Origin of the sequence: Psychrobacter fjordensis, from assembly GCF_904845995.1 — a bacterium.
Taxonomy (GTDB): Bacteria; Pseudomonadota; Gammaproteobacteria; order Pseudomonadales; family Moraxellaceae; genus Psychrobacter; species Psychrobacter fjordensis.
Map to the genome: position 1 here is coordinate 788,974 of NZ_CAJGYP010000001.1, position 21,123 is coordinate 810,096.

17 protein-coding genes are annotated in these 21,123 nt (G+C 42.4%); 4 read left to right on the forward strand and 13 right to left on the reverse strand.

The features are described from left to right. Both JMW61_RS03290 and JMW61_RS03295 read right to left on the reverse strand, forming a co-directional pair. Positions 1-2,175, reverse strand: a complete 2,175-nt coding sequence (locus JMW61_RS03290) for a molybdopterin oxidoreductase family protein (RefSeq protein WP_227687346.1) — start codon at positions 2,173-2,175, stop codon at positions 1-3. A gap of 65 nt (positions 2,176-2,240) precedes the next feature. After that, complete coding sequence (locus JMW61_RS03295) at positions 2,241-2,939, reverse strand: TetR/AcrR family transcriptional regulator (RefSeq protein ID WP_197215628.1); 699 nt, start codon at positions 2,937-2,939, stop codon at positions 2,241-2,243. A gap of 221 nt (positions 2,940-3,160) precedes the next feature. On the opposite strand from JMW61_RS03295, the gene JMW61_RS03300 reads away from it, so the two are divergent. Together JMW61_RS03300 and JMW61_RS03305 are read left to right on the forward strand one after the other, a co-directional pair. Further along, positions 3,161-4,408 carry an NADH:flavin oxidoreductase/NADH oxidase family protein gene (locus tag JMW61_RS03300; RefSeq protein WP_197215626.1) on the forward strand — a complete coding sequence of 416 codons (1,248 nt, stop codon included), beginning with the start codon at positions 3,161-3,163 and terminating at the stop codon, positions 4,406-4,408. A gap of 418 nt (positions 4,409-4,826) precedes the next feature. Then, the gene (locus JMW61_RS03305; protein WP_110921969.1) at positions 4,827-5,030 is read left to right on the forward strand and encodes a CsbD family protein; all 204 of its coding nucleotides are present in this window, start codon (positions 4,827-4,829) and stop codon (positions 5,028-5,030) included. A gap of 546 nt (positions 5,031-5,576) precedes the next feature. Here JMW61_RS03305 and JMW61_RS03310 read toward each other — a convergent pair. Beyond that, positions 5,577-6,284, reverse strand: a complete 708-nt coding sequence (locus JMW61_RS03310; protein ID WP_197099671.1) for a ZIP family metal transporter — start codon at positions 6,282-6,284, stop codon at positions 5,577-5,579. A 348-nt stretch (positions 6,285-6,632) separates the two neighbouring features. Here JMW61_RS03310 and JMW61_RS03315 point away from each other — a divergent pair, with 348 nt between their 5' ends. Continuing rightward, the gene (locus JMW61_RS03315; RefSeq protein WP_201549557.1) at positions 6,633-7,292 is read left to right on the forward strand and encodes a hypothetical protein; all 660 of its coding nucleotides are present in this window, start codon (positions 6,633-6,635) and stop codon (positions 7,290-7,292) included. Positions 7,293-7,464: 172 nt separating this feature from the next. On the opposite strand, the gene JMW61_RS03320 is transcribed toward JMW61_RS03315, so the two are convergent. The 9 genes from JMW61_RS03320 to JMW61_RS03360 all read right to left on the reverse strand — a co-directional run bounded on the left by JMW61_RS03320 (position 7,465) and on the right by JMW61_RS03360 (position 16,934). Next, entirely contained in the window at positions 7,465-7,776 is a 312-nt protein-coding gene (locus tag JMW61_RS03320) for an NGG1p interacting factor NIF3 (protein WP_201549559.1), read from the reverse strand. Positions 7,777-7,845: 69 nt separating this feature from the next. Then, positions 7,846-8,478 (reverse strand): DNA-3-methyladenine glycosylase, encoded by a 633-nt coding sequence (locus tag JMW61_RS03325; protein ID WP_201549561.1) that lies wholly within the window; start codon positions 8,476-8,478, stop codon positions 7,846-7,848. Between the two features lie 480 nt (positions 8,479-8,958). Further along, on the reverse strand, positions 8,959-10,173 hold the full coding sequence (locus JMW61_RS03330; RefSeq protein WP_201549563.1) for an IS256 family transposase: 1,215 nt from the start codon (positions 10,171-10,173) through the stop codon (positions 8,959-8,961). 43 nt (positions 10,174-10,216) lie between these two features. After that, the gene (locus JMW61_RS03335; RefSeq protein WP_201549565.1) at positions 10,217-10,675 is read right to left on the reverse strand and encodes a hypothetical protein; all 459 of its coding nucleotides are present in this window, start codon (positions 10,673-10,675) and stop codon (positions 10,217-10,219) included. A gap of 464 nt (positions 10,676-11,139) precedes the next feature. Beyond that, a complete protein-coding gene (purC, locus tag JMW61_RS03340) occupies positions 11,140-11,853 on the reverse strand; it encodes a phosphoribosylaminoimidazolesuccinocarboxamide synthase (protein ID WP_110921975.1) in 714 nt (237 codons plus the stop codon). Between the two features lie 127 nt (positions 11,854-11,980). After that, a complete protein-coding gene (locus JMW61_RS03345) occupies positions 11,981-12,295 on the reverse strand; it encodes a hypothetical protein (protein ID WP_406947802.1) in 315 nt (104 codons plus the stop codon). A 135-nt stretch (positions 12,296-12,430) separates the two neighbouring features. Further along, entirely contained in the window at positions 12,431-13,336 is a 906-nt protein-coding gene (gene dapA, locus JMW61_RS03350) for a 4-hydroxy-tetrahydrodipicolinate synthase (protein WP_110921977.1), read from the reverse strand. Between the two features lie 539 nt (positions 13,337-13,875). Further along, positions 13,876-15,063 carry a metallophosphoesterase family protein gene (locus tag JMW61_RS03355; protein WP_201549567.1) on the reverse strand — a complete coding sequence of 396 codons (1,188 nt, stop codon included), beginning with the start codon at positions 15,061-15,063 and terminating at the stop codon, positions 13,876-13,878. A gap of 455 nt (positions 15,064-15,518) precedes the next feature. Further along, entirely contained in the window at positions 15,519-16,934 is a 1,416-nt protein-coding gene (locus JMW61_RS03360; protein WP_406947819.1) for a Do family serine endopeptidase, read from the reverse strand. Positions 16,935-17,926: 992 nt separating this feature from the next. Between JMW61_RS03360 and JMW61_RS03365 the strand changes: the two genes are divergently transcribed. Continuing rightward, positions 17,927-20,236 carry a cation:proton antiporter gene (locus JMW61_RS03365; RefSeq protein ID WP_227687347.1) on the forward strand — a complete coding sequence of 770 codons (2,310 nt, stop codon included), beginning with the start codon at positions 17,927-17,929 and terminating at the stop codon, positions 20,234-20,236. Positions 20,237-20,426: 190 nt separating this feature from the next. On the opposite strand, the gene tmk is transcribed toward JMW61_RS03365, so the two are convergent. Further along, the gene (gene tmk / locus JMW61_RS03370; protein WP_227687408.1) at positions 20,427-21,065 is read right to left on the reverse strand and encodes a dTMP kinase; all 639 of its coding nucleotides are present in this window, start codon (positions 21,063-21,065) and stop codon (positions 20,427-20,429) included. Positions 21,066-21,123 lie beyond the last annotated feature (58 nt).

Sequence of the window (21,123 nt, forward strand, 5' to 3'; positions counted from 1 at the left end):
TTATGATGCCGTAGCCAATGCGTCATCTGTTACTGATTCAAGCGCTTCTAATTGTACCGGTACGCCGTTAACTGCCGCGTTGCCGCTTAATTGATCAATCAAAGTGTCATCAGTCAAATCGTTAACACTCACCCCGGCATGTGCTTGAGCAATTTGCTGCTTAACGCCTTTGCGACCGTGACCCCAACCATGCGGAATACTGACTACGCCGGGCATTAGCTCGTCGGTCACTTCTGCTGCAATGACCACGCTACTAATCCGTGAGGTGACTTTTACAGATTGACCATCAACGATACCATGCTGCGCCGCTGTGTCAGGATGCAGCATCAATGTACAACGAGATTTTCCTTTTACCAAGCGATGGCTATTGTGCAACCACGAGTTGTTACTACGCACATGACGGCGGCCGATGAGCAGCGTTTGGCTACTGTCATATTCTTGCACCATTTCTTTGACACGTGCCAAATCTGCCTGATAAAAATCCACATGAAGATGAATCTGTTTGTCTGCATGCTTAATAGCCTCTGGCAACATGCTGTGTAATGGTCCTAAATCGATGCCATGCGGGTTTTCCATGAGCACATCTAACGTGATATCTTTATAAGGCCCATACTTTAGACCTTGCTCTAACATAAATTTTGGTCCAAATGCTTTTATCGCTGCACGCTCTTTTTGCGTTGCTTCTGGCGCATCTTTATCCAAGCGATCGGCCAGCTCTAAATAAATCTCCCAATCATGTTTTTCATCGTCTTTTCTCTCAAACAAGGCAGGCGAGTATTTAGCGACATTATGCACAGCAAAACCGTTAAATGTAACGTCGTAATGGTCACGCTCTAACGGCGATACGGGTGGCAAAATGATGTTGGCATAACGACTGGTTTCCGTCACAAAGTAATCCAGTGAGACCATAAACTCTAATTGTGATAGTGCCTCATCCAATTTTTCGCCATTTGGAGTACTAAGGACAGGGTTACCAGCAACCATGATAAACCCTTTTAACTGCCCATCACCTTCTACCAACATCTCATCCGCCATCGCAACCACGGGATACTCACCATTAAAATCAGGCAAGTTGCTCACGCGGCTGTGGCGTTTACCCAAATATCCTGGGCCAGAGCTGTCCACAACAGCCACCGCAGGGTTGGGGAACATCAATCCGCCCACTTCATCTAAACGACCCGTAACAATATTGATCACCATCGACAGATACTGGCTCAGTAGGCCAAACTCTTGCACCGAGATGCCCATTCGACCATAGCAGACTGAGCTTTCCGCTTCGCAGAACTCTTTCACAATACGTTTGATCTCAGGTGCCGTAATACCAGTAATGTCTGCTACAGATTCAGCCGTGTACTCTTTGGCAAACAGAGCAAGTCGGTCAATCTCTGGTGCCAAATCAGCAACCTTGCCATCTAACTTAGCATAGCCTTGTGCATAGATTTCATTCAGCATCGCCAGTAACAGCAACACGTCTGTCGCGGGGCGAATAAAATGGTGCTCACTAGCGATATCGGCAGTTTCTGTGCGTCTTGGGTCAATCACCACGACTTTGCCATCACGAGCTTTGATGTCTTTTAGCTTTTGGCGCATATTCGGGGCGGTCATGATACTGCCGTTAGAGGCCAGCGGATTGCCACCGATAATCAGCATATATTGCGTGTGATTCACATCAGGCACAGGAATCCGTAGCATGTGACCGAACAAGTGCATACTGACGATATGGTGCGGCAGTTGATCAATGGAAGTGGCAGAAAATCGACTGCGTGTTTTTAAGCTGGTAAGCAGTTGTTTTATGGTCAACATACCGCCCATGTTGTGTACGTTAGGGTTACCTAAATACACCCCGAACGCATTTTGACCGTATTTTTGCTGTACTGATTGGATACCTGCAGCCACTTTATCCAATGCTTCTGGCCAACTGATGGTTTTCCAGCCATCGGCCGTTCTCTCGACTGGCTGGCGCAAACGGTCAGGGTCTTCGTGCAAATCCTGCAAAGCCGTTGCTTTTGGACAAATATAACCTTGCGAAAAGGGATCGTTTTTATCGCCTTTAATCGACAAGACTTTTTCGCCGTCGTGTTTTATCTCAACACCGCACATCGCCTCGCACAATGTACAAGTTCTAAAATGCGTTTGCTCTTCGCCTAACGTTGGTGTAGCCATGGTTGTGGCCATAATAACTCTCCCTGTTGTGTTTGATTAATCCTAGTTTTTACGATAATAGTTTTCGCTTATTATCATTATTCACTACTATTGCTTCCGTGCAAAAAATTGGCGAACAGCGCATCAAAGCTGGTACTCAATGTGGCAATCGCTTGCTGCCTTGAGTAGCGCTGCTGATGACAGCCTAATATGAGCTCATGTACTTGTGCAGCAGCAATATCAACACAAAGATTGACAGCGCTGCGTTCACAAGAACGATTGGATAGCTGCAATCCTTGAAGAAATATCTCTGTCCACTCTTCTTGTATCTCGGTAACTAAATTGCCCAATCCGTTGTTTAACGAAGATTGGTTTTCTATATTGGCAGTAAACCGTGGGCGATCCTCTAGCAAATGCTGAAACAGTGCAATATTTTGAAACGCCGAATCAAAAATCATTACCAAACATTGCTGACAGCGCTCATTGAACTGCGCTTTACTTAATACATCATAATCTTTGAGCATATCGACCCACGCCAGTCGCATGGGCGATAAATAATTGTCTTTTAACTGAGCACTCAGTTCATTTTGCAGCGCGTCTAGGCTGTCAAAATGGTTATAAAAGCTTGGCTGCGCAATACCAGCACCTTTGGCCACTTTATTCATACTCATGCCCTGAGCACCCTCTAAACTGTACAGCCTTAATGCACTTTTCAATAATGCACGGCGCGTTTTGGCTTTCGCCATCTCGCGTTTAGATTCTGTTGGTACATCTGAATATTGCGCTAGTACAGTCAATGAAGAAGCATCCTTGTTTATTTACTTATTCGATAAATAATTAAATCGACACACCAGTAATTTACCTTGAGTGCTATTGCGCCGAAAAAATGTGATGATGACGGCCACACGCCGATAGCTATTATTTCAACTATAAGGTTATAGTCATTTAAACCATAAGTCTATAGTGAAACCCATAGTAGAACTCGTGCTTCACAAAATGAAATTTTTAGGTTGCCATCATGACATCATCTGTTTTTTCCCCTTTCACATTGCCTTGTGGCGCCACCCTTTCTAACCGCTTGGCTAAAGCTGCTATGGAAGAAAACATGGCGGATGAAGGCCAAATTCCTGGCCATGCACTTTTGCACTTATATCAGCGCTGGGCTGAAGGTGGCACAGGCCTTCTGATCACTGGTAACGTCATGGTGGATGGTCGTGCGATGACAGGCCCTGGTGGCATCGTATTAGATAAATACAGCGATATCGCTCCTTTTACAGCATGGGCACAGGCTGCAAAACAAAACAACACGCACGTTTGGATGCAGTTAAATCATCCTGGCCGTCAAGTGTATGCTGCCATGGGCGGGGATGTGTTGTCGCCTTCTAATGTGGCCATCGACTTGGGTAAGCACTCTGGTTTATTTAGCCAACCTCGAGCCATGACGCTGCAAGATATTGAACAGCTCATTCAACGCTTCGCAGACACAGCAGTCAGAGCCGAACAGGCGGGATTTGATGGTGTCCAAATTCATGCTGCCCATGGTTATCTCATTTCTCAATTTTTATCACCATTGACCAATAAACGCCAAGATGAATATGGTGGCTCAATTGAGAACCGTATGCGACTATTGATTACCGTTATTAAAGCGGTTCGTGCTGAAGTGTCATCCAATTTTGCCATTGGGGTCAAAATAAATTCAGCAGATTTTCAACGTGGTGGGTTTGATGCAGACGATGCAAAAGTGGTTATTTTAGCCATGACTGAGTTGGCGGTAGATTTGGTTGAGCTGTCTGGTGGTAGTTACGAAAGCCCTGCTATGCAGGGTAATACGGCAGATGGCAGAACGCTACAACGAGAAGCCTATTTTTTAGACTTTGCAAAAGAGATTGCGCAAGTAGCTACCATGCCAGTGATGACCACAGGTGGCGTTAGACGCTTGGCCGTTGCAGAAAATGTACTCGCGCAGGGGATTGATATCGTTGGTATGGGCACTGCTCTCGCCATGAACCCTTCGTTACCCAATGATTGGAAAAAAGATGAAACCATTAGCGCTCATAATCCAGTTGTGCAATGGCGTGATAAAACCTTGAGCGCTGTTGCTACTATGGCAGTGATCAAGCGCCAACTGCAGCGTATGGGTAAAGGCAAGCTACCTAAACCCGATGCTTCACCGATATTCTCACTCATTGCTGATCGCATTCGATTAAAAAATCTGACCAAACGCTATCACACATATTTGGCTACCCTTAAAAACCCCACACAGTAATATCAAAGTTAAAAGTTATTCGTATGATTTAACGCATTGTAGGTGCATTGCTATTTATATTTTTATGCTTATTAAGCGCTCAATATAACAACTTTATAAATTTAAATGGCTTTGAAATCATAATTTTATAAAAATATGCTTGGTGGCTACTACGTATTGCAAACACAAGTGAGCCCGATTTTGACACAATGATGGTATAGGTAACAGACCTATGCCATTCATTATAATTAAGCAACACTATAAACATTGGATGTACAGACACCACTGTCAAAACTGATTATATTTATTACCACAAGGCAGTCAATAACAATAAAAAATAACTGCTTTGGTGATCAAATAATTATAAAAACAACCAATAATAAGAGCAGTTAAAAACAAGACTTACTCAAGCACGTTCAATAAAATAAGGAAGACAACAATGAATGAACATACGCTAAAAGGTGAATGGAATCAGCTAAAAGGCTCAGTAAAGCAAAAATGGGCTGAACTAACTGATGATGATTTAACGCATATCGAGGGTAGCCGTGACAAGTTGGTTGGCCGTGTACAAGAGCGTTATGGCCACGCCAAAGATGACGCTGAGCGCGAAGTAGATGACTGGCGCCGTGAAAATAAATACTAATTTATTTTAATGATAAGAAATAAAAAGCTGCATAGAATCTATGCGGCTTTTTATTGGCTGATGACTTCTGTAGAGCTTGATAGATATATTGAGGACAAGCGGACAGATAAAAAATCATTCGTCCTTCAGCTTAATAAAGTTTCTCAACACCCAGACACGATAAAACCGCATAGCAATTAATTGTTATGCGGTTTTATTGTTAACTATCCATGTTACCTATCACGACTGTTTCCTATACATCCTTGCATAGTCTTCAGCATATTGTGATACTGGGCATCCTGCCCTATTTACTACGTCTACAGCATTAACTGCTGCTATCAGCAAAGGTTATGTGTCCTTACCTCACTCATTATTATCATCCTGATGCTAATAAGTCAGTCATTATCCTTAATGCGGTCAACTCAATCCTTGAGTCACATTTCCTAATGCCGTGTGACTATAATGCCCAATTCCTGACCTGATGTTAAGTCGCATAAGCGTCATTGAGTGTAAGCATATGCTTACAAGCGTTTTAATAATGAGCCAACTTGTCTTGCTTTTGCATGGCTAAATGACCATTTCACCGACCACGCCGACCAAAAAGCCTAGGGAGGCACCCAGTGACGTCAGATAATTATTGTCTAATTTACTTTCAGGAATAATGTCTTGAATCAATAAATAAAGAATGCCACCACTCGCAAACGTCATTAGGTGTGCAGTGATATTGGGATGTTGACTCAATAAAAAATGCCCAATAAGTGCTGAGATGACACCAAAAAAGCTTAAACCAAAAAATATGGTCAATGTCTTTCGCACACTAAAACCGCTGCGCACTAAGTCACGAAACGAGTTAAAAGATTCAGGCAAATTTTGCAAACCAATAAAAATAGCCAACAACAATGCCATTTGTGGTTCGATAGCAAAGACTGCACCTAAAGCAATAGACTCTGGCACAAAATCCATCATCATCGCTAGCAACGTTGCCTGCTGACTGCCTGATGATGCTAGCTTTCGGTCTATCAACATAAACAAGATAGCGCCAAATGAAAACGATCCCATCACGCCCCAAACACCTAACTCATCCATACCTTTGGGCACTAATACCAATGCCAGCGCAGACAAAATAATACCTGCGCCAAAAGACATTAAGGTATGAACCAGCTGCGCCTTAACCGGGCTGTCTTTAATATGATGGTCAAACATATTGGCCAGTAGTCCACCTATAAATACCGTTGCACCTGCAAATCCTGAAAACAAAATAAGTTTGAGTGGCATTTTTTCCCTTATTATTAATTGAGTATCTTATTAATTTATTGTCTTTGTATTATGTTGCTCAACGGCTTGTCTTGGAGACTCTGTCTAACGCATGACTGTTTTGTTCATTTACAACTTCTTAACGTAAATGACATCTAACACCAAGCTTTATACCTTATGATTGATAATGTAAGTAAATATTTCATCATTAGTTGGATTATCAAAAGACCGTTGCTGGGCAAGATATTTTCGCCAGTATAGTAGTGAGTACCAATATATTAAATTCTTCAAATTAAGCAAATCAAGTTAAGAATACATAGTTAAAAATACACAGTCGCTGTGCTATACCAAATAATAGGAAGATTCATTATGAGAACACTACAACGCTCCACCGTAAAAACGATTCTTTCATCGGGGCTTGCGGTTGCTTTGTTGGGCACGATAGTCGGCTGTACCACTATTGCCTCCCCTTATGACAATCACCCTGTGTACCGTGATAGCAATACGAGTAACAATAACGTCAACCGCATTAATCAGCAGCTACGTCAAGACTTACGTCGCAAGGGTTACGATGTCAGAGACATTCAAGCTAGCAATTATCGAGGCAGTCAGATACTTACGGCTTATGCCACTAAAGGTAAACAAGCCTATGAGCTTAAGTATACGTATCCTAACTTGAGGCTTATCAGCTCAGACAAGAAATCATGGTCATCTACTGGAAAAGATGATAGATACGAAAAAGACCATGATAAAAAAGACAAATATAAAAATAATGGTAAGCATAAAAACAGTAAGCATCATAAAAACGGTGATGTCGAAGGCAATATTACAAGAGAATCCCGCTACCCAGCCATCAAACAACAAGCCATCAGAAAAGTTAGTGCGATGGGTTACCGTGTAAAAGATATTGAGCTTGAAGAAAAGAACAATCGCGGTGTGTTTGAAGTCGAAGCAAGACGTGGCTCACAAGATTATGAAATACTACTTGGCTATCCAAATCTAAATGTCATTAAGGTGAAAAAAGACTAGATTTCAACACCACTACTATTCTCAACATTCGTATCTTATAGTATAGATACGAGTATAAATTTTTGGCATCACTAACCTCTTGATACCTACGGTCAAATAAACCAGCCCTTGGTATATTTGACCTTTTTTTCACTTTATTATGCAAGAACAGAGCATACCTTCAATTTAAATACTAGAAATCTAAGACCTTTATCACATCGTAAGCTGGTGTCTCATATGGATGCGCCTCTTTTAACGCAGCGATAGTAACATCGATAAATGCTTCATCAACCACCATTTCAACTCGCCACTCATCGACCACTTCTAAGCTGTCATGTGTACCGATGTGCGGCGTACTACCTGATAATGGCATAAACTGTCCTGTTCCCTTTACCTGCCAACAGCATTGCTCGTAATTGCCAATGGTGCCTGCACCGACCCCAAACAAAGCAGACTTTACTTGCTCTAAAGCAGATTCTGGGATAAAAACCGTGAGTTTATACATGTTGTCCATCCTCTCTACATTAATCTCATAAAATAAATTCAAGATAAACTGTCCGATCTACAGGCGATACTATTTTTTGGATAAAGAAGCATGGTCAGTCCAAACATAACGTAGCAACCAGTCTTTTGCTTCACCTGCATAGTCAATGCCAATACGTGGGCGCAGCGATATTGAAGGCTGACATCCATCATCCTCTATCCAAACAGCTGACGCTGGGCCAATCACCTTGCCATATAAATCACGATCAATTTGCAATCTCTTGGTTAGCTTCCCAGGGCCAGCAAACTGCTTGGGATGGCTAAGCTGTTTGTCTGAACTAAGTAATTGCTCGTCAACTAGACGATCACTATTCTCTGTCAAAAATCCAGCCCGTATCAACACCGACTCAGGCGACTCTGCAGCACCACTGATTAAGTTAAGCATATGATGTACACCATAGGTCAAATAGACATAGAACACACCGCCTTGCTCATACATGATTTCAGTACGTGAGGTTCGTGTGCCTGCATGCGAATGACAAGCAGGATCACTTTCACCGATATAGGCTTCGGTCTCTGAGATACGCATTCGCAGTACTTTCACAGTGTCATCGGTATCTATCAATTTTCTACAGAGCACTTTGCCAACCAAGTCAGCAGCGACTACACAAGTTGGACGCGTAAACCAGTCAGGTGCTAAAACAGTTGACGAGGCAGTAGACATTAGCGAAACCTTTTCTTATTTTTATAATCTAATTGACATGACCAAATACTAATAAACAAGTATTAATAAATTAACATGAAATTAAGATAAGGTATTGAGGACAATGTTTACGCTATGTTTGATTTTTATACGAGTTAGACTATAAATCTGTGGTCGGAAGGCTAATATTAATAGTGCGTGGTAAGCATCAATACTTATGGATAAAGATGGTTTCGTCATTAAGTATTATTGATAAACAGATGAAAATCGCAGTCTGTTTTGAGTGGTTCCATTATACCAGTCTGTTTTAAGTATCTGTTAATAGGCTTGAAGGACGAAATATACTGGTTCCGTTGGGGTATACTAGACTTGATATCTAAATGTTGATCAAAACTATATATATCAATAATAGTTAATTAGCTAAACTTATAATTAAAGAAAGTGTTCATACAACGATGGCAAGATAAAATGAGACCATCCCAGATTCTGTGTAACTGCCCTTTAGATTAAATGCCTGCTGATACGATCATCAAACATAATCATAAAGCGATTAAGAGCAGCCGTCCAGTTACGAATCGGCATCGACCACTTTTTGGATGCCTGCTGGGTTGCCAAGTACACCACTTTAAACGCCGCCTGGTCAGACGGGAACACCTTACGCTTATTCACCGCTGTCCGAATCACGCTGTTTAGCGACTCAATCGCATTAGTGGTATAAATCGCTTTCCTGATGTCTTTAGGATACTCAAAGAACACCGTTAAGCCCTCCCAATTGCTGCGCCAAGACTTGATCACGTGCGGGTATTTATCACCCCACACCTCATCAAAGTGCTCAAGATTGGCCTCTGCTATCTCAAGCGTATCAGCGCCGTAGATGGCCTTTAAGTCAGCCGCTACTGCCTTCTTATCCGTCCATGGTACAAACTTCATGGAATAACGCACCATGTGTACGATACACAGCTGAACCTGAGCGTTGGGGTAGACGGTGTTAATGGCATCAGGGAAGCCCTTTAAGCCGTCGACACAGGCAATGAAGATATCTTGTACCCCGCGGTTTTGTAGTTCAGTGAGAACGCCTAGCCAGAACTTAGCGCCTTCATTCTCTGATAACCACATACCAAGCAGCTCTTTTTTACCATCAAGAGCAACACCTAGCGCTAAGTAAATGGCTTTGTTGATAATCTGCTTATCTTGACGTACTTTGACGACAATGCAGTCTAGATAGACAATAGGATAAACACTGCTCAGCGGCCGGTTCTGCCAAGCGGTGATGTCCTCTAATATGTTATCGGTGACTCTTGAGACAAGAGAGCTTGAGATGTCGACATCGTAGAGCTCTTTAATGCTCTCTACGATCTCGGTGGTGGTTTGACCCTTAGCGTAAAGGAATATGATTTTATCATCAAGACCTGAGATACGGGTTTGATGCTTACTAACGAGTACAGGCTCAAAGCTGCCACCGCGGTCTCTTGGGGTGGAGATCTCAAGGTCACCTGTGTCACTGCGGACGGTCTTTTTAGTGTGCCCGTTACGCTTATTAGGTTTATCCGCCTTTTCATGTTTGGGGTAGCCGAGATGGTCTTCCATCTCAGCCTCTAAGGCAGTATCGATAAAGGATTGCATGAGCTGCTTTTGGAAGTCTTTGATGTCATCAAAGCTATTCATGCTACCAGCCATTTGCTCGGCCAGTTTTTTAATGTCAGATTGAGTAGCCATTGCTTATTCTCCGGTTAGTGGATTATAAGCAGTTACACAGTTTTTAGGAAAGGCTCGATAAAATTAGTAGAAACACCATAAAGCCCCCCGTCGTTATAATCAAACTGAGCATTGGATACCGAATTGAAAAAGGGTATTCAGGAACTGGCTGCTCAATCCCATTTTCTTGCAAACGCTGGATTGCTAAACTTCTAATTAAGTTATCCATACTAGTCTCTCTATTTCCAATAGTAAGAATACCTTCCTCATAGTCTTTTTGAGTAAAGGATCTACTAGCAGTTGTCATCAACATAGTATTGAGCTCATCCGATAGCTCAGTTTTATCCTTTTCATCACATCCCTGTGACAGCATGTATCGTTCACTATTTTTTAGTGCTCGACTATTACTTTTTAAAGCGAGTTTTTTTCGCTCTATTTCACGTTCAATTCGTATTGTCTCAATGATAGGTTCCAACTTTAATTCATAAGCTGCTAGTCGTTTGTTATACTTTCGGTTACTCATATATTCGCACCATTACCGTAATAACTTATCGTTTAAAGCTAGAGGAAACTAAATTTTAGTAATGTCATACCTTTACTGACAATATTCAACTTTGAAGAATCAAAGGTTTAAAGTGTGCTATATCATAGCAAATCACGTGGTAAATTTTAAATAGCTTATTCTGTTATTGACTAGTCTGTCTAAATATCTCTGTAAGTAATATAGTAGTTCATCGTTATCCATGGGGCTGCAATAATCATTTAAGACTCTTTTTCATAGTACTTCTTGGATATGAGCCATGTATAATAATTACTGCATGTACACCACGAAGTACACTGTCATTATTTTAATAGATGTATTTACTAGCGTATATAGCCTAGATATGAAGACTCAAGTCCTCACTACGGTACAAACATTAATATGATGCCATAAAAAAACTGAGCACATGGCTCAGTCTTTTATTGTATGTTATGAAACTTAATCGCTTAGCTTAATGGTACACCAATGCGGTTAGCCACTTCTTCATAAGCTTCAATCACATCACCTAGTGACTGGCGGAAACGATCTTTATCCAATTTTTTCTTGGTGATTTTATCCCAAATACGGCAGCCATCTGGTGAGAACTCATCACCCAAAACGATGCGATCATGGAATACACCAAATTCTAGCTTGAAATCAACCAGTATCAAATCGCCTGCATCAAACAATGCCTTTAATACATCATTCACTTGATGAGTCAGCTCTTCCATTCTTGCTAATTGTGCTTCGGTTGCCCAACCAAGAGAAACAGATAGTGACTCATTGACCATTGGATCACCAAGCGCATCGTCTTTATAAAATAGCTCATAAGTAGGCGGCGTCAATGCTTGGCCTTCTTCTAAACCCAAACGACGAACCAAACTACCAGCAGCAAAGTTACGTACTACACACTCAACCGGAATCATATCTAGACGTTTGACCAACACTTCGTCTTCAGACAATTGCTTTTCAAAATGCGTTTCGATGCCAGCATCAGCCAGCTTTTGCATAATAAAAGCATTGAAACGGTTGTTGACTACGCCTTTGCGTGCTAACTGTTCGATACGCTTACCATCAAGCGCTGATGTATCATCACGGAAATGTAAAATCAAAAGATCATTGTCTTCTGTTTCATAGACAGATTTGGCTTTACCTTTATACAGCAGTTGTTGCTTTTGCATTATGAGAGTTCCTGTTCGTTCAAGCTTATGTGGTAAAAACGCGCAGCTACCGCTAGTTTTTATATGACGGTATTAATAGTTAAATTAACAAGTATAAAAAACCAACGGTAAAAATAGGGAAATAGTTTTAATTCGGAAGACCGCTTACAGCACGCTGAGGCTGTGGTAATTTATACTGGCTACCAGATTCGTTCGCTAGTTTTAGCGTATTTGCACCTGCGTCAGGTGTGGCGTATAAGGGTACGAAAGGTGCTGTTTCTGTAGCAGCTGGCAGCTCTATTGGCGCAAGCTTTTTGCTTTGCTGATACTCTAAGCTACCGTTGTCACGCTTACCAAGTAAGTTTTTAGTCGCTTGGCAGCCGCTCAATACTAGCGTACTTCCTAGTATCAAGGTCAGCATCGCAGGGAATATTTTTGTGGTCTTTGATGAGCTGTTCATCATATTATCTCTCTGAGTTAGCAATGATTGCTTATTTGGCTTATCGTGTGTATGAGGTCATATAGATATTGCTAAGCCTATCATCAGTGACTGACTTAGCATTTATAGCGCTCAATTTTATAGCAAATTCAAACGAATCTATATTAAGTTAGCACGAACCAATGCTTCATCAATAGTCGCATGATGTTGCTCCGCTAGCCAAACCAATGGCAGACGAATGCCTTTATCGATTATGCCCATTTTATGTAAGGCATATTTGGCTGGGATAGGGCTTGATTCGATGAATAAGTCACGATGTAAGTGCTTGACGATATCATGTACTTTATTAGCAGCGTCAAAGTCACCACGGAGCGCAGCCGTAAACGTCTCGCTCATCGCTTTCGGTGCGACGTTGGCCGTTACTGAGATGTTGCCTTTACCGCCGAATTTCATCAACTCTAGCGCAGTGCCGTCATCACCTGACAGCACAACCATTCTATCACCAACGGCTTTGATCAATTGCTCGCCGCGGCTGACAGAGCCGGTCGCATCTTTAATGGCCACAATATTGTCGATATCGCATAAACGCTCAACGGTATTTTGGGCGATATCAACGACTGTGCGTCCTGGTACGTTATAAAGCATCTGCGGAATATTTACCGCTTCAGCGATGGCTTTATAATGTTGGAACAAACCTTCTTGAGGTGGTTTATTATAGTAAGGTGCTACGAGCAATGCGCAGTCTGCACCAGCATCGGCTGCATCTTGAGTCAGCTTGATGGCTTCCATTGTATTGTTAGCGCCTGTACCAGCAATGACTGGTACACGACCTTTGACATGCTGTACAAAGTAGCGAATCACATCGCTATGCTCTTGCATAGACAGTGTCGCTGACTCACCAGTGGTACCGACAGCAACTAAGCAATGGGTGCCCTGTTCAATCTGCCAATCTATGAGATCTGCCAAACGTTTATAATCAACCTTGCCGTCAGGATGCATGGGCGTTACCAAAGCTACCATTGAGCCTTGTAGTCGGGTTTTGATCTCGTCGTATGCTGTGCTCATAACCGTGCCTTACTGTATTATCCTAGCTTTTGTCAAAGCTGTCACATGATAGGTCGTTTGCAAGAGCCAATTCTCATGCTTATGGCTGCACATAATATTATGTGCAGCCATAAACACAATTAGCAATGTCTTGCCTGAGGGTAGTGCTAAGTAACTTTCTAAAATAAATGTCTTTCTAAAACAAATATACTTCTAAAATAAGCATCTTTTTAAAATAAATTTTTGACTACTGCCAAAGCGGCCGCCACATAAATAATGATGTACTCAAATCCGTATTGACGTTGTGTTTGCCAATGACTGATAAGGCTTATTCAGCAATAAAAATTAAATAATAAAAACGCCTGCTAGTGTAGCATATTTTAATTTGACCGCTATCAATCAATTGACGGTCAATATGGTTATTATGCAGCAAATAATACGTCTCATCTCTTGTCCCATAATGCCCATATAATGCTCAAAAAAGCACATCAATACTGACATTATTACTTAACATTCAGTTTAGCGCAATGGATGAGGACTTATAAGAATTTTGGCACAAATTAACGAATTGTCAACACATCGATAGTGGGGCGATACAACCGAAAAGGCAGCCCTCGTGTGCCTATACCGCTACTGACGAATATCTGCGCACTGGCATGTTGATATAAACCTCGCTGCTTACCCAACCGACTGTTATTTGACAATATCGATTGCTCATCGCTTTGTTGCACGTCTTGGGTTTTTTGTGCCCACCAACTGTTCTCTTGAGTGGCTTTCGCAGCGCCTGTAATCAATAACGGTCGCGGCTGTAAAGATTTGGGCAAATCGCTAAGACTATCAAATCGTGAAGCCAAAATAATAACAGGGTGAACAGCATTGGCGATTTCAGCACCAAGCGCTACTTTTGCAGCCGTGTTTGAGTCATCAATATTAGCGAGTCTCTGAGGGATATCTTGCCAGCCGCAGAGCGCTGCGACCACTGAGTTGGCATCACTATCTTGCTGTCTAAGAATATCTTGGTTCAATGGTCGGCTATTCACCGCGCCGATATCCATAGTCTTAAGCGGCAACGAGGTACACTGCTGACCGATATAACTGATATCAAGTACATCGAAAGTGCTGGCCAACGTATCTTCCAACAGTGGCTGACCTTGCTTGGTCGTATTAATCGATTGATAGCACAGATCCGACGTACTCATCACCGTATAGACAGGTTTATTGACCGCTTTGAACAGCATGAGCTGCCCAACCAAATCTGCACTTGGATAATACAGCCAGTCGCCTGTAATCAATACGGCATCAGCTGACAAAGCATTGATAGTGGCAACAAGCTTACGAATATGGCGCGGCTTACCGCTATATATCCCAATGCGTAAGTCAGCTAGCACAGCGACGGTCAGTGGTTTTGATAAATTCAAATCAACAGCATGATGCTCTACTCGTAAACAATTAGGCTGCATCACCACAGTATAAAAGTACATGCCCATTACGAATATGGCTAACAACAATGATGGTACGGACAACTGAGCCAGTACTGGTAGCATATTCTGCGACCAACCGATCACCATTAATACGATCCAAACGGGCATGGTATAGGCTGCGTAATAGAGTATCAATTTCACCCAAATACGCAAAAATCGCTTGGTAGGATTAGCATTAAACGTTTGTAATATTGACCACAGTACGATGTACGCTAGCAATGCTGCTGACGTAGAGATACCTAGTATATATAAAACATGGTCAGTCATAATTACCTGATGGTTATGTAACAGTATGAGCCTATCAAACAGCTTATAGTCAATCCTATATTAGAGCGCATGGCCTGCTAAATAAATCACTTCATGCGTACGTTTATCATAGGTTGTAATAGTTTATAAGGGCGTGCTTCGATTGTAATAACAACCATAATATCGAGCGTTTAACCCATCAAAATGATTGTTATCGAAACAATCTTCTATCTCGCTAAAGACACACTTTCAATCATGGGATAAAAAATCAGCCATTATAGAGGTCAGCCTCTACGATAAACAAGTACAATTATCGACGCTCACTGTCACAATTTGTTTACTCATACAGTTTTTAATACTATCTCTCGTATCGAAAAGAAGGCCAAGACAACCTAGTACAGATGTATATAAGCGACTACAAGCAAAGTTAACATGACCTCTCTTCCATAATGAATTGATTATCGCTACCCTACTGACTACTCAATCCGTAACCCGATAATCGCAGGGATACCTTGACGGATAACTTCCATCGTCACCACGCCTTTTTCAGGTAGTGATGAAATCGCATCTGAAAAGTCAGTCACTTCCTTAATCGGCTTTTGATGAAAATTTGTAATGACATCGCCTGCCAATATACCCGAACGTGCAGCAAGCCCAGTGGGGTCAACTGTCGTCACTAAAATGCCTGTTTTATGATCCACAGCGATTTCGGCTTGCTCATCAACAGTCAAATTACGTAGACGTAAGCCCAACTGTACATCGTCATTCTGTTGATCACCGCCTTGAGCTCTAACATCATCGGGTGCATACGCAAGCTGGCCACTGACTATCATCTGCTTACCATTACGCTGAATCTGTGCACGGAATGCATCACTTGGCTTAGCTCGATTGAGTAGATTCAACAAATCTGAGGCCTGCATAATCTGCACATTGTTATATTGCAAAATAATATCACCAGGTTTTAGACCAGCTTTTTGTGCTGGTGAGTCTGGTGACACACGTGTCAATAACGCACCTTGAGGGCGAGCCAGCTTATAAGCCTCAGCTAGATTACGATCGATATCTTGTGGATAAATACCGAGATAAGCACGCACCACTTCGCCATCTGTTTTTAGCTGCTGATAGATATCCATTGCCGCATCAATCGGTATCGAGAATGACAGCCCCATATAACCACCAGTACCACTAAAGATGCGCGAGTTGATACCAATAACTTCACCGCGCTGGTTGAATAATGGACCACCTGAGTTACCGGGGTTCAATGCCACATCTGTTTGAATAAATGGCACACTGGTCTCACGCGAAAAACTGCGCGATTTGGCACTGACAATACCAGCCGATGCCGAGTAATCAAAACCAAATGGTGAACCAATCGCTAGTACAGGCTCCCCTACTCTCAGCGCATTCGAGTCACCGATAGGTAGAGGTGGGAATTTATTACCCACGACTTTCAACACTGCCACATCTGAGCGCTCATCACTACCGATTAAGACCGCATCTAGCTCAGTTCTATCATTGAGCGTGACCGTGATTTTATCCGCACCTTCCACCACGTGATGATTGGTCAGCATGTAGCCATCAGAGCTGACAAAGAAAGCTGTGCCATAAGCATGCTCAATCGCTGGCATGGTAGCCTGTTCAGGAATACTTAGACGATCGCCAAAAAACTGACGTAGCAGCTCAGCTGTCTGTGCCTTGGCAAGCTCAGCTTCACTAATCGTTTTTGTGACGTTCACACGGGCGACTGCCGGGGTCACTTGTTGTACCAAGTCAGAGAAGTCTGCCGTGCTGACCGCCGCTTGAGCACTGGTCATAGTCGTGGCGGTCATACCAACGACCATCGATGTACTGACAGCAAGCGCCAACGCACTACGCTGTAACCAATGCTGCATATTCAATTTAGATTGTGCTGTAAACATATCTGTACGCATACCATCCTCCATATGAGTGATCATGATTGTTATTATTGTCAATGTGAATAAATTGGTTCTGGTTATTCTCTAGAGCCATTATAAGACAGGTAAAAAATGTGACTTTAGCTTAAGCCATCTTAATATTTTTTAGCTTGTCTGCATGCTATATCTATATTTTATAGCTATTGCATGGCAACCGTTGCTGTAACTCTTTCATAGTGGATTCTCGATACAAGCTACGTACACGATAAATGCCGCTACTGTATAATAAACCATCACGTTATTTTGCTATCATTTCAGTAATTCAGGATAACCCAAGGATTGGTTATTTCATAACGGTTCTATACCCTGTTGTGGTTGCTCAATACTATAATCAACCCACTATAATATCGATACAAGATAGCCGAGTACAAGCAATACCTTTATATAGTTGACGATGTGGCAGTGTCATAGTGGATAAACTGTGTCGTGGTAAGCTCAGCCTTAGTAGGTATGAAATAAAATCATGTTATGATGGCAAACCTAATAACTTTATAAAAAACGTAGGTTAATAGCCATTATTATTACGGACTATATATTTATAGAACTGGCTATCATCACCCTTATTTTTCATCTTTTGCATGTCTAGAGACGCTTATACCATTTCTAAAAATTTGAATAGCAGTAAAACAGGTGCAATTACTACCGATCGTAAGCCAAGCCAGTAGCACAAGCAAGGTTGACACTGCTAATTATATTTCTTGGGATGGGCATTATTTGTCTAGGAATGCGTTTGTCTCTATTACTTTATAGTATATATATCATATCTGGCTCACGTTATGATCCATGATGGTTGTCATTGTTGTCACTTAACCATTATTGTCACTTGGCCATTGTTGTCGTTCAGCTTTTGTAAAATGTGCCTCTATAGATAGGTGCTAAAGAGCGATTGATAGATATAAAATATGACAAGATTATAAAAGGATCAATTTATGGATACCGCCCTATTATTATCTGGCGTGGTTGGGATTGGCATCGCCGCCCAATGGTTGGCTTGGTACTTAAAGCAACCGTCCATTTTATTTTTATTACTGATTGGTATTATCGTAGGTCCTGTACTGGGTATCTTCGATCCCGACTTAGTACTGGGGGAGCTGATGTTCCCCTTCATCTCTTTGGGCGTGGCAATTATTCTCTTTGAAGGCTCGCTGACCTTAGAGTTCGATGAGATTAAGCAGCATGGAACTGTCGTACAGATGTTGGTATCGGTCGGCGTACTTATTACCATCGCTATCGTCGCGTTATCGACCTATCTACTATTTGATGTCGATCCACTGATCGCCTTACTATTCGGTGCGCTGGTTTGCGTGACTGGCCCAACGGTCATTATGCCGCTACTGCGCAGTGTGCGCCCGAATAAGACGATATCTAACATCTTAAAATGGGAAGGTATCATCATCGATCCAATCGGCGCCATTGCGGTGGTATTGGTCTATGAATATATTATCTCTGGCGGCGAAGCCAGCAGTATATTACTGTTTGCTAAAATCGTTGTGTTGGCAACTGCAATGGGGATGGCAGGCGCTTGGGTACTGGCGTTCCTTATGCGCCGTCATATGATTCCTGAGTTTTTACGCAATGTCTTTACCCTTGCGTTTGTCTTGGTTCTGTTCTCAATATCGAACCATTTAGAGCACGAATCTGGTCTATTGACCGTTACAGTACTGGGTGTGGCATTGGCAAACTGGCCAAAATTCCCACGTGAGACCATTCTAGAGTTCAATGAATCCTTAACCATTCTACTGATTTCTGTGCTCTTTATTATTCTCGCTGCACGTGTAGAACTGGCAAGCTTAATGAGTGTGGGCTTTGCAGGATTGGTGCTACTCGCTATTGTAATGTTTGTGGCGCGCCCACTGTCTGTTTGGGCATCGGCTATCGGCTCAAACCTCAAGACCAATGAAAAGCTGATGATTAGTTGGATTGGGCCGCGTGGTATCGTCGCGGCAGCTATTTCATCACTGTTTGCGATTCGCTTGCAAGAGTATGATATTCAAGGCGTTGAGCTGCTCGTACCCTTAGTATTTATGGTCATCATTGGTACGGTTATGATTCAGGGCTTAGGCTCAAAAGTGGTCGGCAACTTGCTTGGCGTCCGTGAGCCTGAGACCAACGGTATTCTTATCGTCGGTTCAAACCCCATCGCATTATTGATAGCAACGTCGCTAAAAGACCAGGGCTTTGATGTCATCGTTGCGCACAATAACTATACCAATATTGCCCGCGCACGCATGAGTGGTTTGCGTACTTATTTTGGTAATCCTATCTCTGATCATGCCGATCATAACCTTGACCTTATCGGTATCGGTCGTCTGTTTGCCATGAGTATGGATAAAGAGATGAATACCTTGTCCGAGATTCATTATCGTCATGAATTCGGTGAGCGCAAATTGTATCGTCTCAAGTTCAGTGATGAAAAAGTCAAAAGCGAACGTGAAGACAAGCAGTCGAGCTTTCAATCACAGTGGCTATTTGGCAAAGATGCGACGTATACCAAGCTTGCCAGTATGCTGTCAAAAAAGGCGCGTATCAAAATTACCAACATCACTGATAGCTACAGCTTTGAACAATATAAAGCAGATAACAAACAATTTGTCCCGCTCTATACCATAGACAAAGAAGGCAAGTTACACGTCATTACTGATAAGTTCGATGGCATCGTACCACGCGATCGTAAGCTTATCTCACTAGTGGTAGAGGATGAAGTGCAGCCAAAGCCAGTAGATGTAACACCGAAGCAAGAGCAAGCACGTATGGCGGCAGATGCCAACTTTGAGTCCAGCTCAAAAGCACCGGAAAAACGTAAAGAGAAAGAGCCGAGCGATGAAAGTGCTGATGCAGCCGAGCAAGCGACGGATAGTGACAAAGAAAAAGGCACTGAGCAGAAAAGCACTGAGCAAAACACTGCTGATAACTCATCAAGTCATTCAAGCAAGGATGCTGAGTCTAAAGACTCTCCAACGTCGCCAGCAACGACTACTGACAAAACTGTCGAACCAAAAGATGAGTCTGCTAATAAAGGGGTAATGTCAGCGAACTCAACCGCTATCTCCAAAACTAAGGCATCTAGCAATAGCAATGCTAACGGTAATGGTAGTGCACCCAAGACCAAAAAAGGCGCGCTTGATCCAAATCGCTTACCTGACTCTGGTCAAGACAATGCCAAAAGTGCTGACATCGAAACTGCTAATGATACCAAGCCAACGAGCTTAGAAAGCAAGGCAGAGAACAAAGAGAAATAATAGTAAATAGCTAGTAAATAAATAATGACGACCACTTTTTGAGTGGCTATTTACCTACTATATTAATGGTTTAAAAAACACAAAAGCCCCAACGTAATGTTGGGGCTTTTTATGGCGGTGATTTTGACAAAAATATCTATTATAATAAATAATCAAAATCTAGCAGATCAGAATTTCACTATGAAAACAGCTATTTAATATCTAACTTATCTTGTACCGTCATCCATATTCGCGCACCTACTTCATCGGCAGTGCCTGACGCATCAATACGCTGGATGCGCTCAGGATATTGGATGGCAAGCGCACCAAAACCTTTATGTACCCACGTAAAAAACTCGGTCGCTTGCTGCTCAAAACGATCTGCAGCGCTGCGCTTGTTAGCGCGTGCCATACCCTCTAATACTGGTAAGTCCAACCACAATGTTAGCTCAGGCAGCTGTGGCACAAACTGCTCGATGAGCGCATCAATCTTGGCTCGTACTGCCTCATCCCCATGTGCACGACCAAAGCCTTGATACGCAATGGTTGAATCAGTAAAACGGTCACATATCACCCATGTGCCACGTTGTAGCGCAGGTATAATCACTTGCTGTAGATGATCACAGCGCGCGGCAAATAGTAGCAACAGCTCGGTATCATCGTTAATATCAGTCGTAGGATCTAATAGTATCTCTCGCAAACGCTCTGCAAATGGACTGCCACCTGGCTCTCGGGTACGCAGATAGTCGATGCCACTGTCCTCTAGTCGTAAGCATAACTGTTCAATCGCGGTGGTTTTCCCCACACCTTCGGTACCTTCAAAACTGATAAAGCGTCCTTGATTAGGCATGGTGTCATGGGTTTCTTTGGGCGAAGTTTTTTGAGATAAATGGTCTTGCATAGGTGCT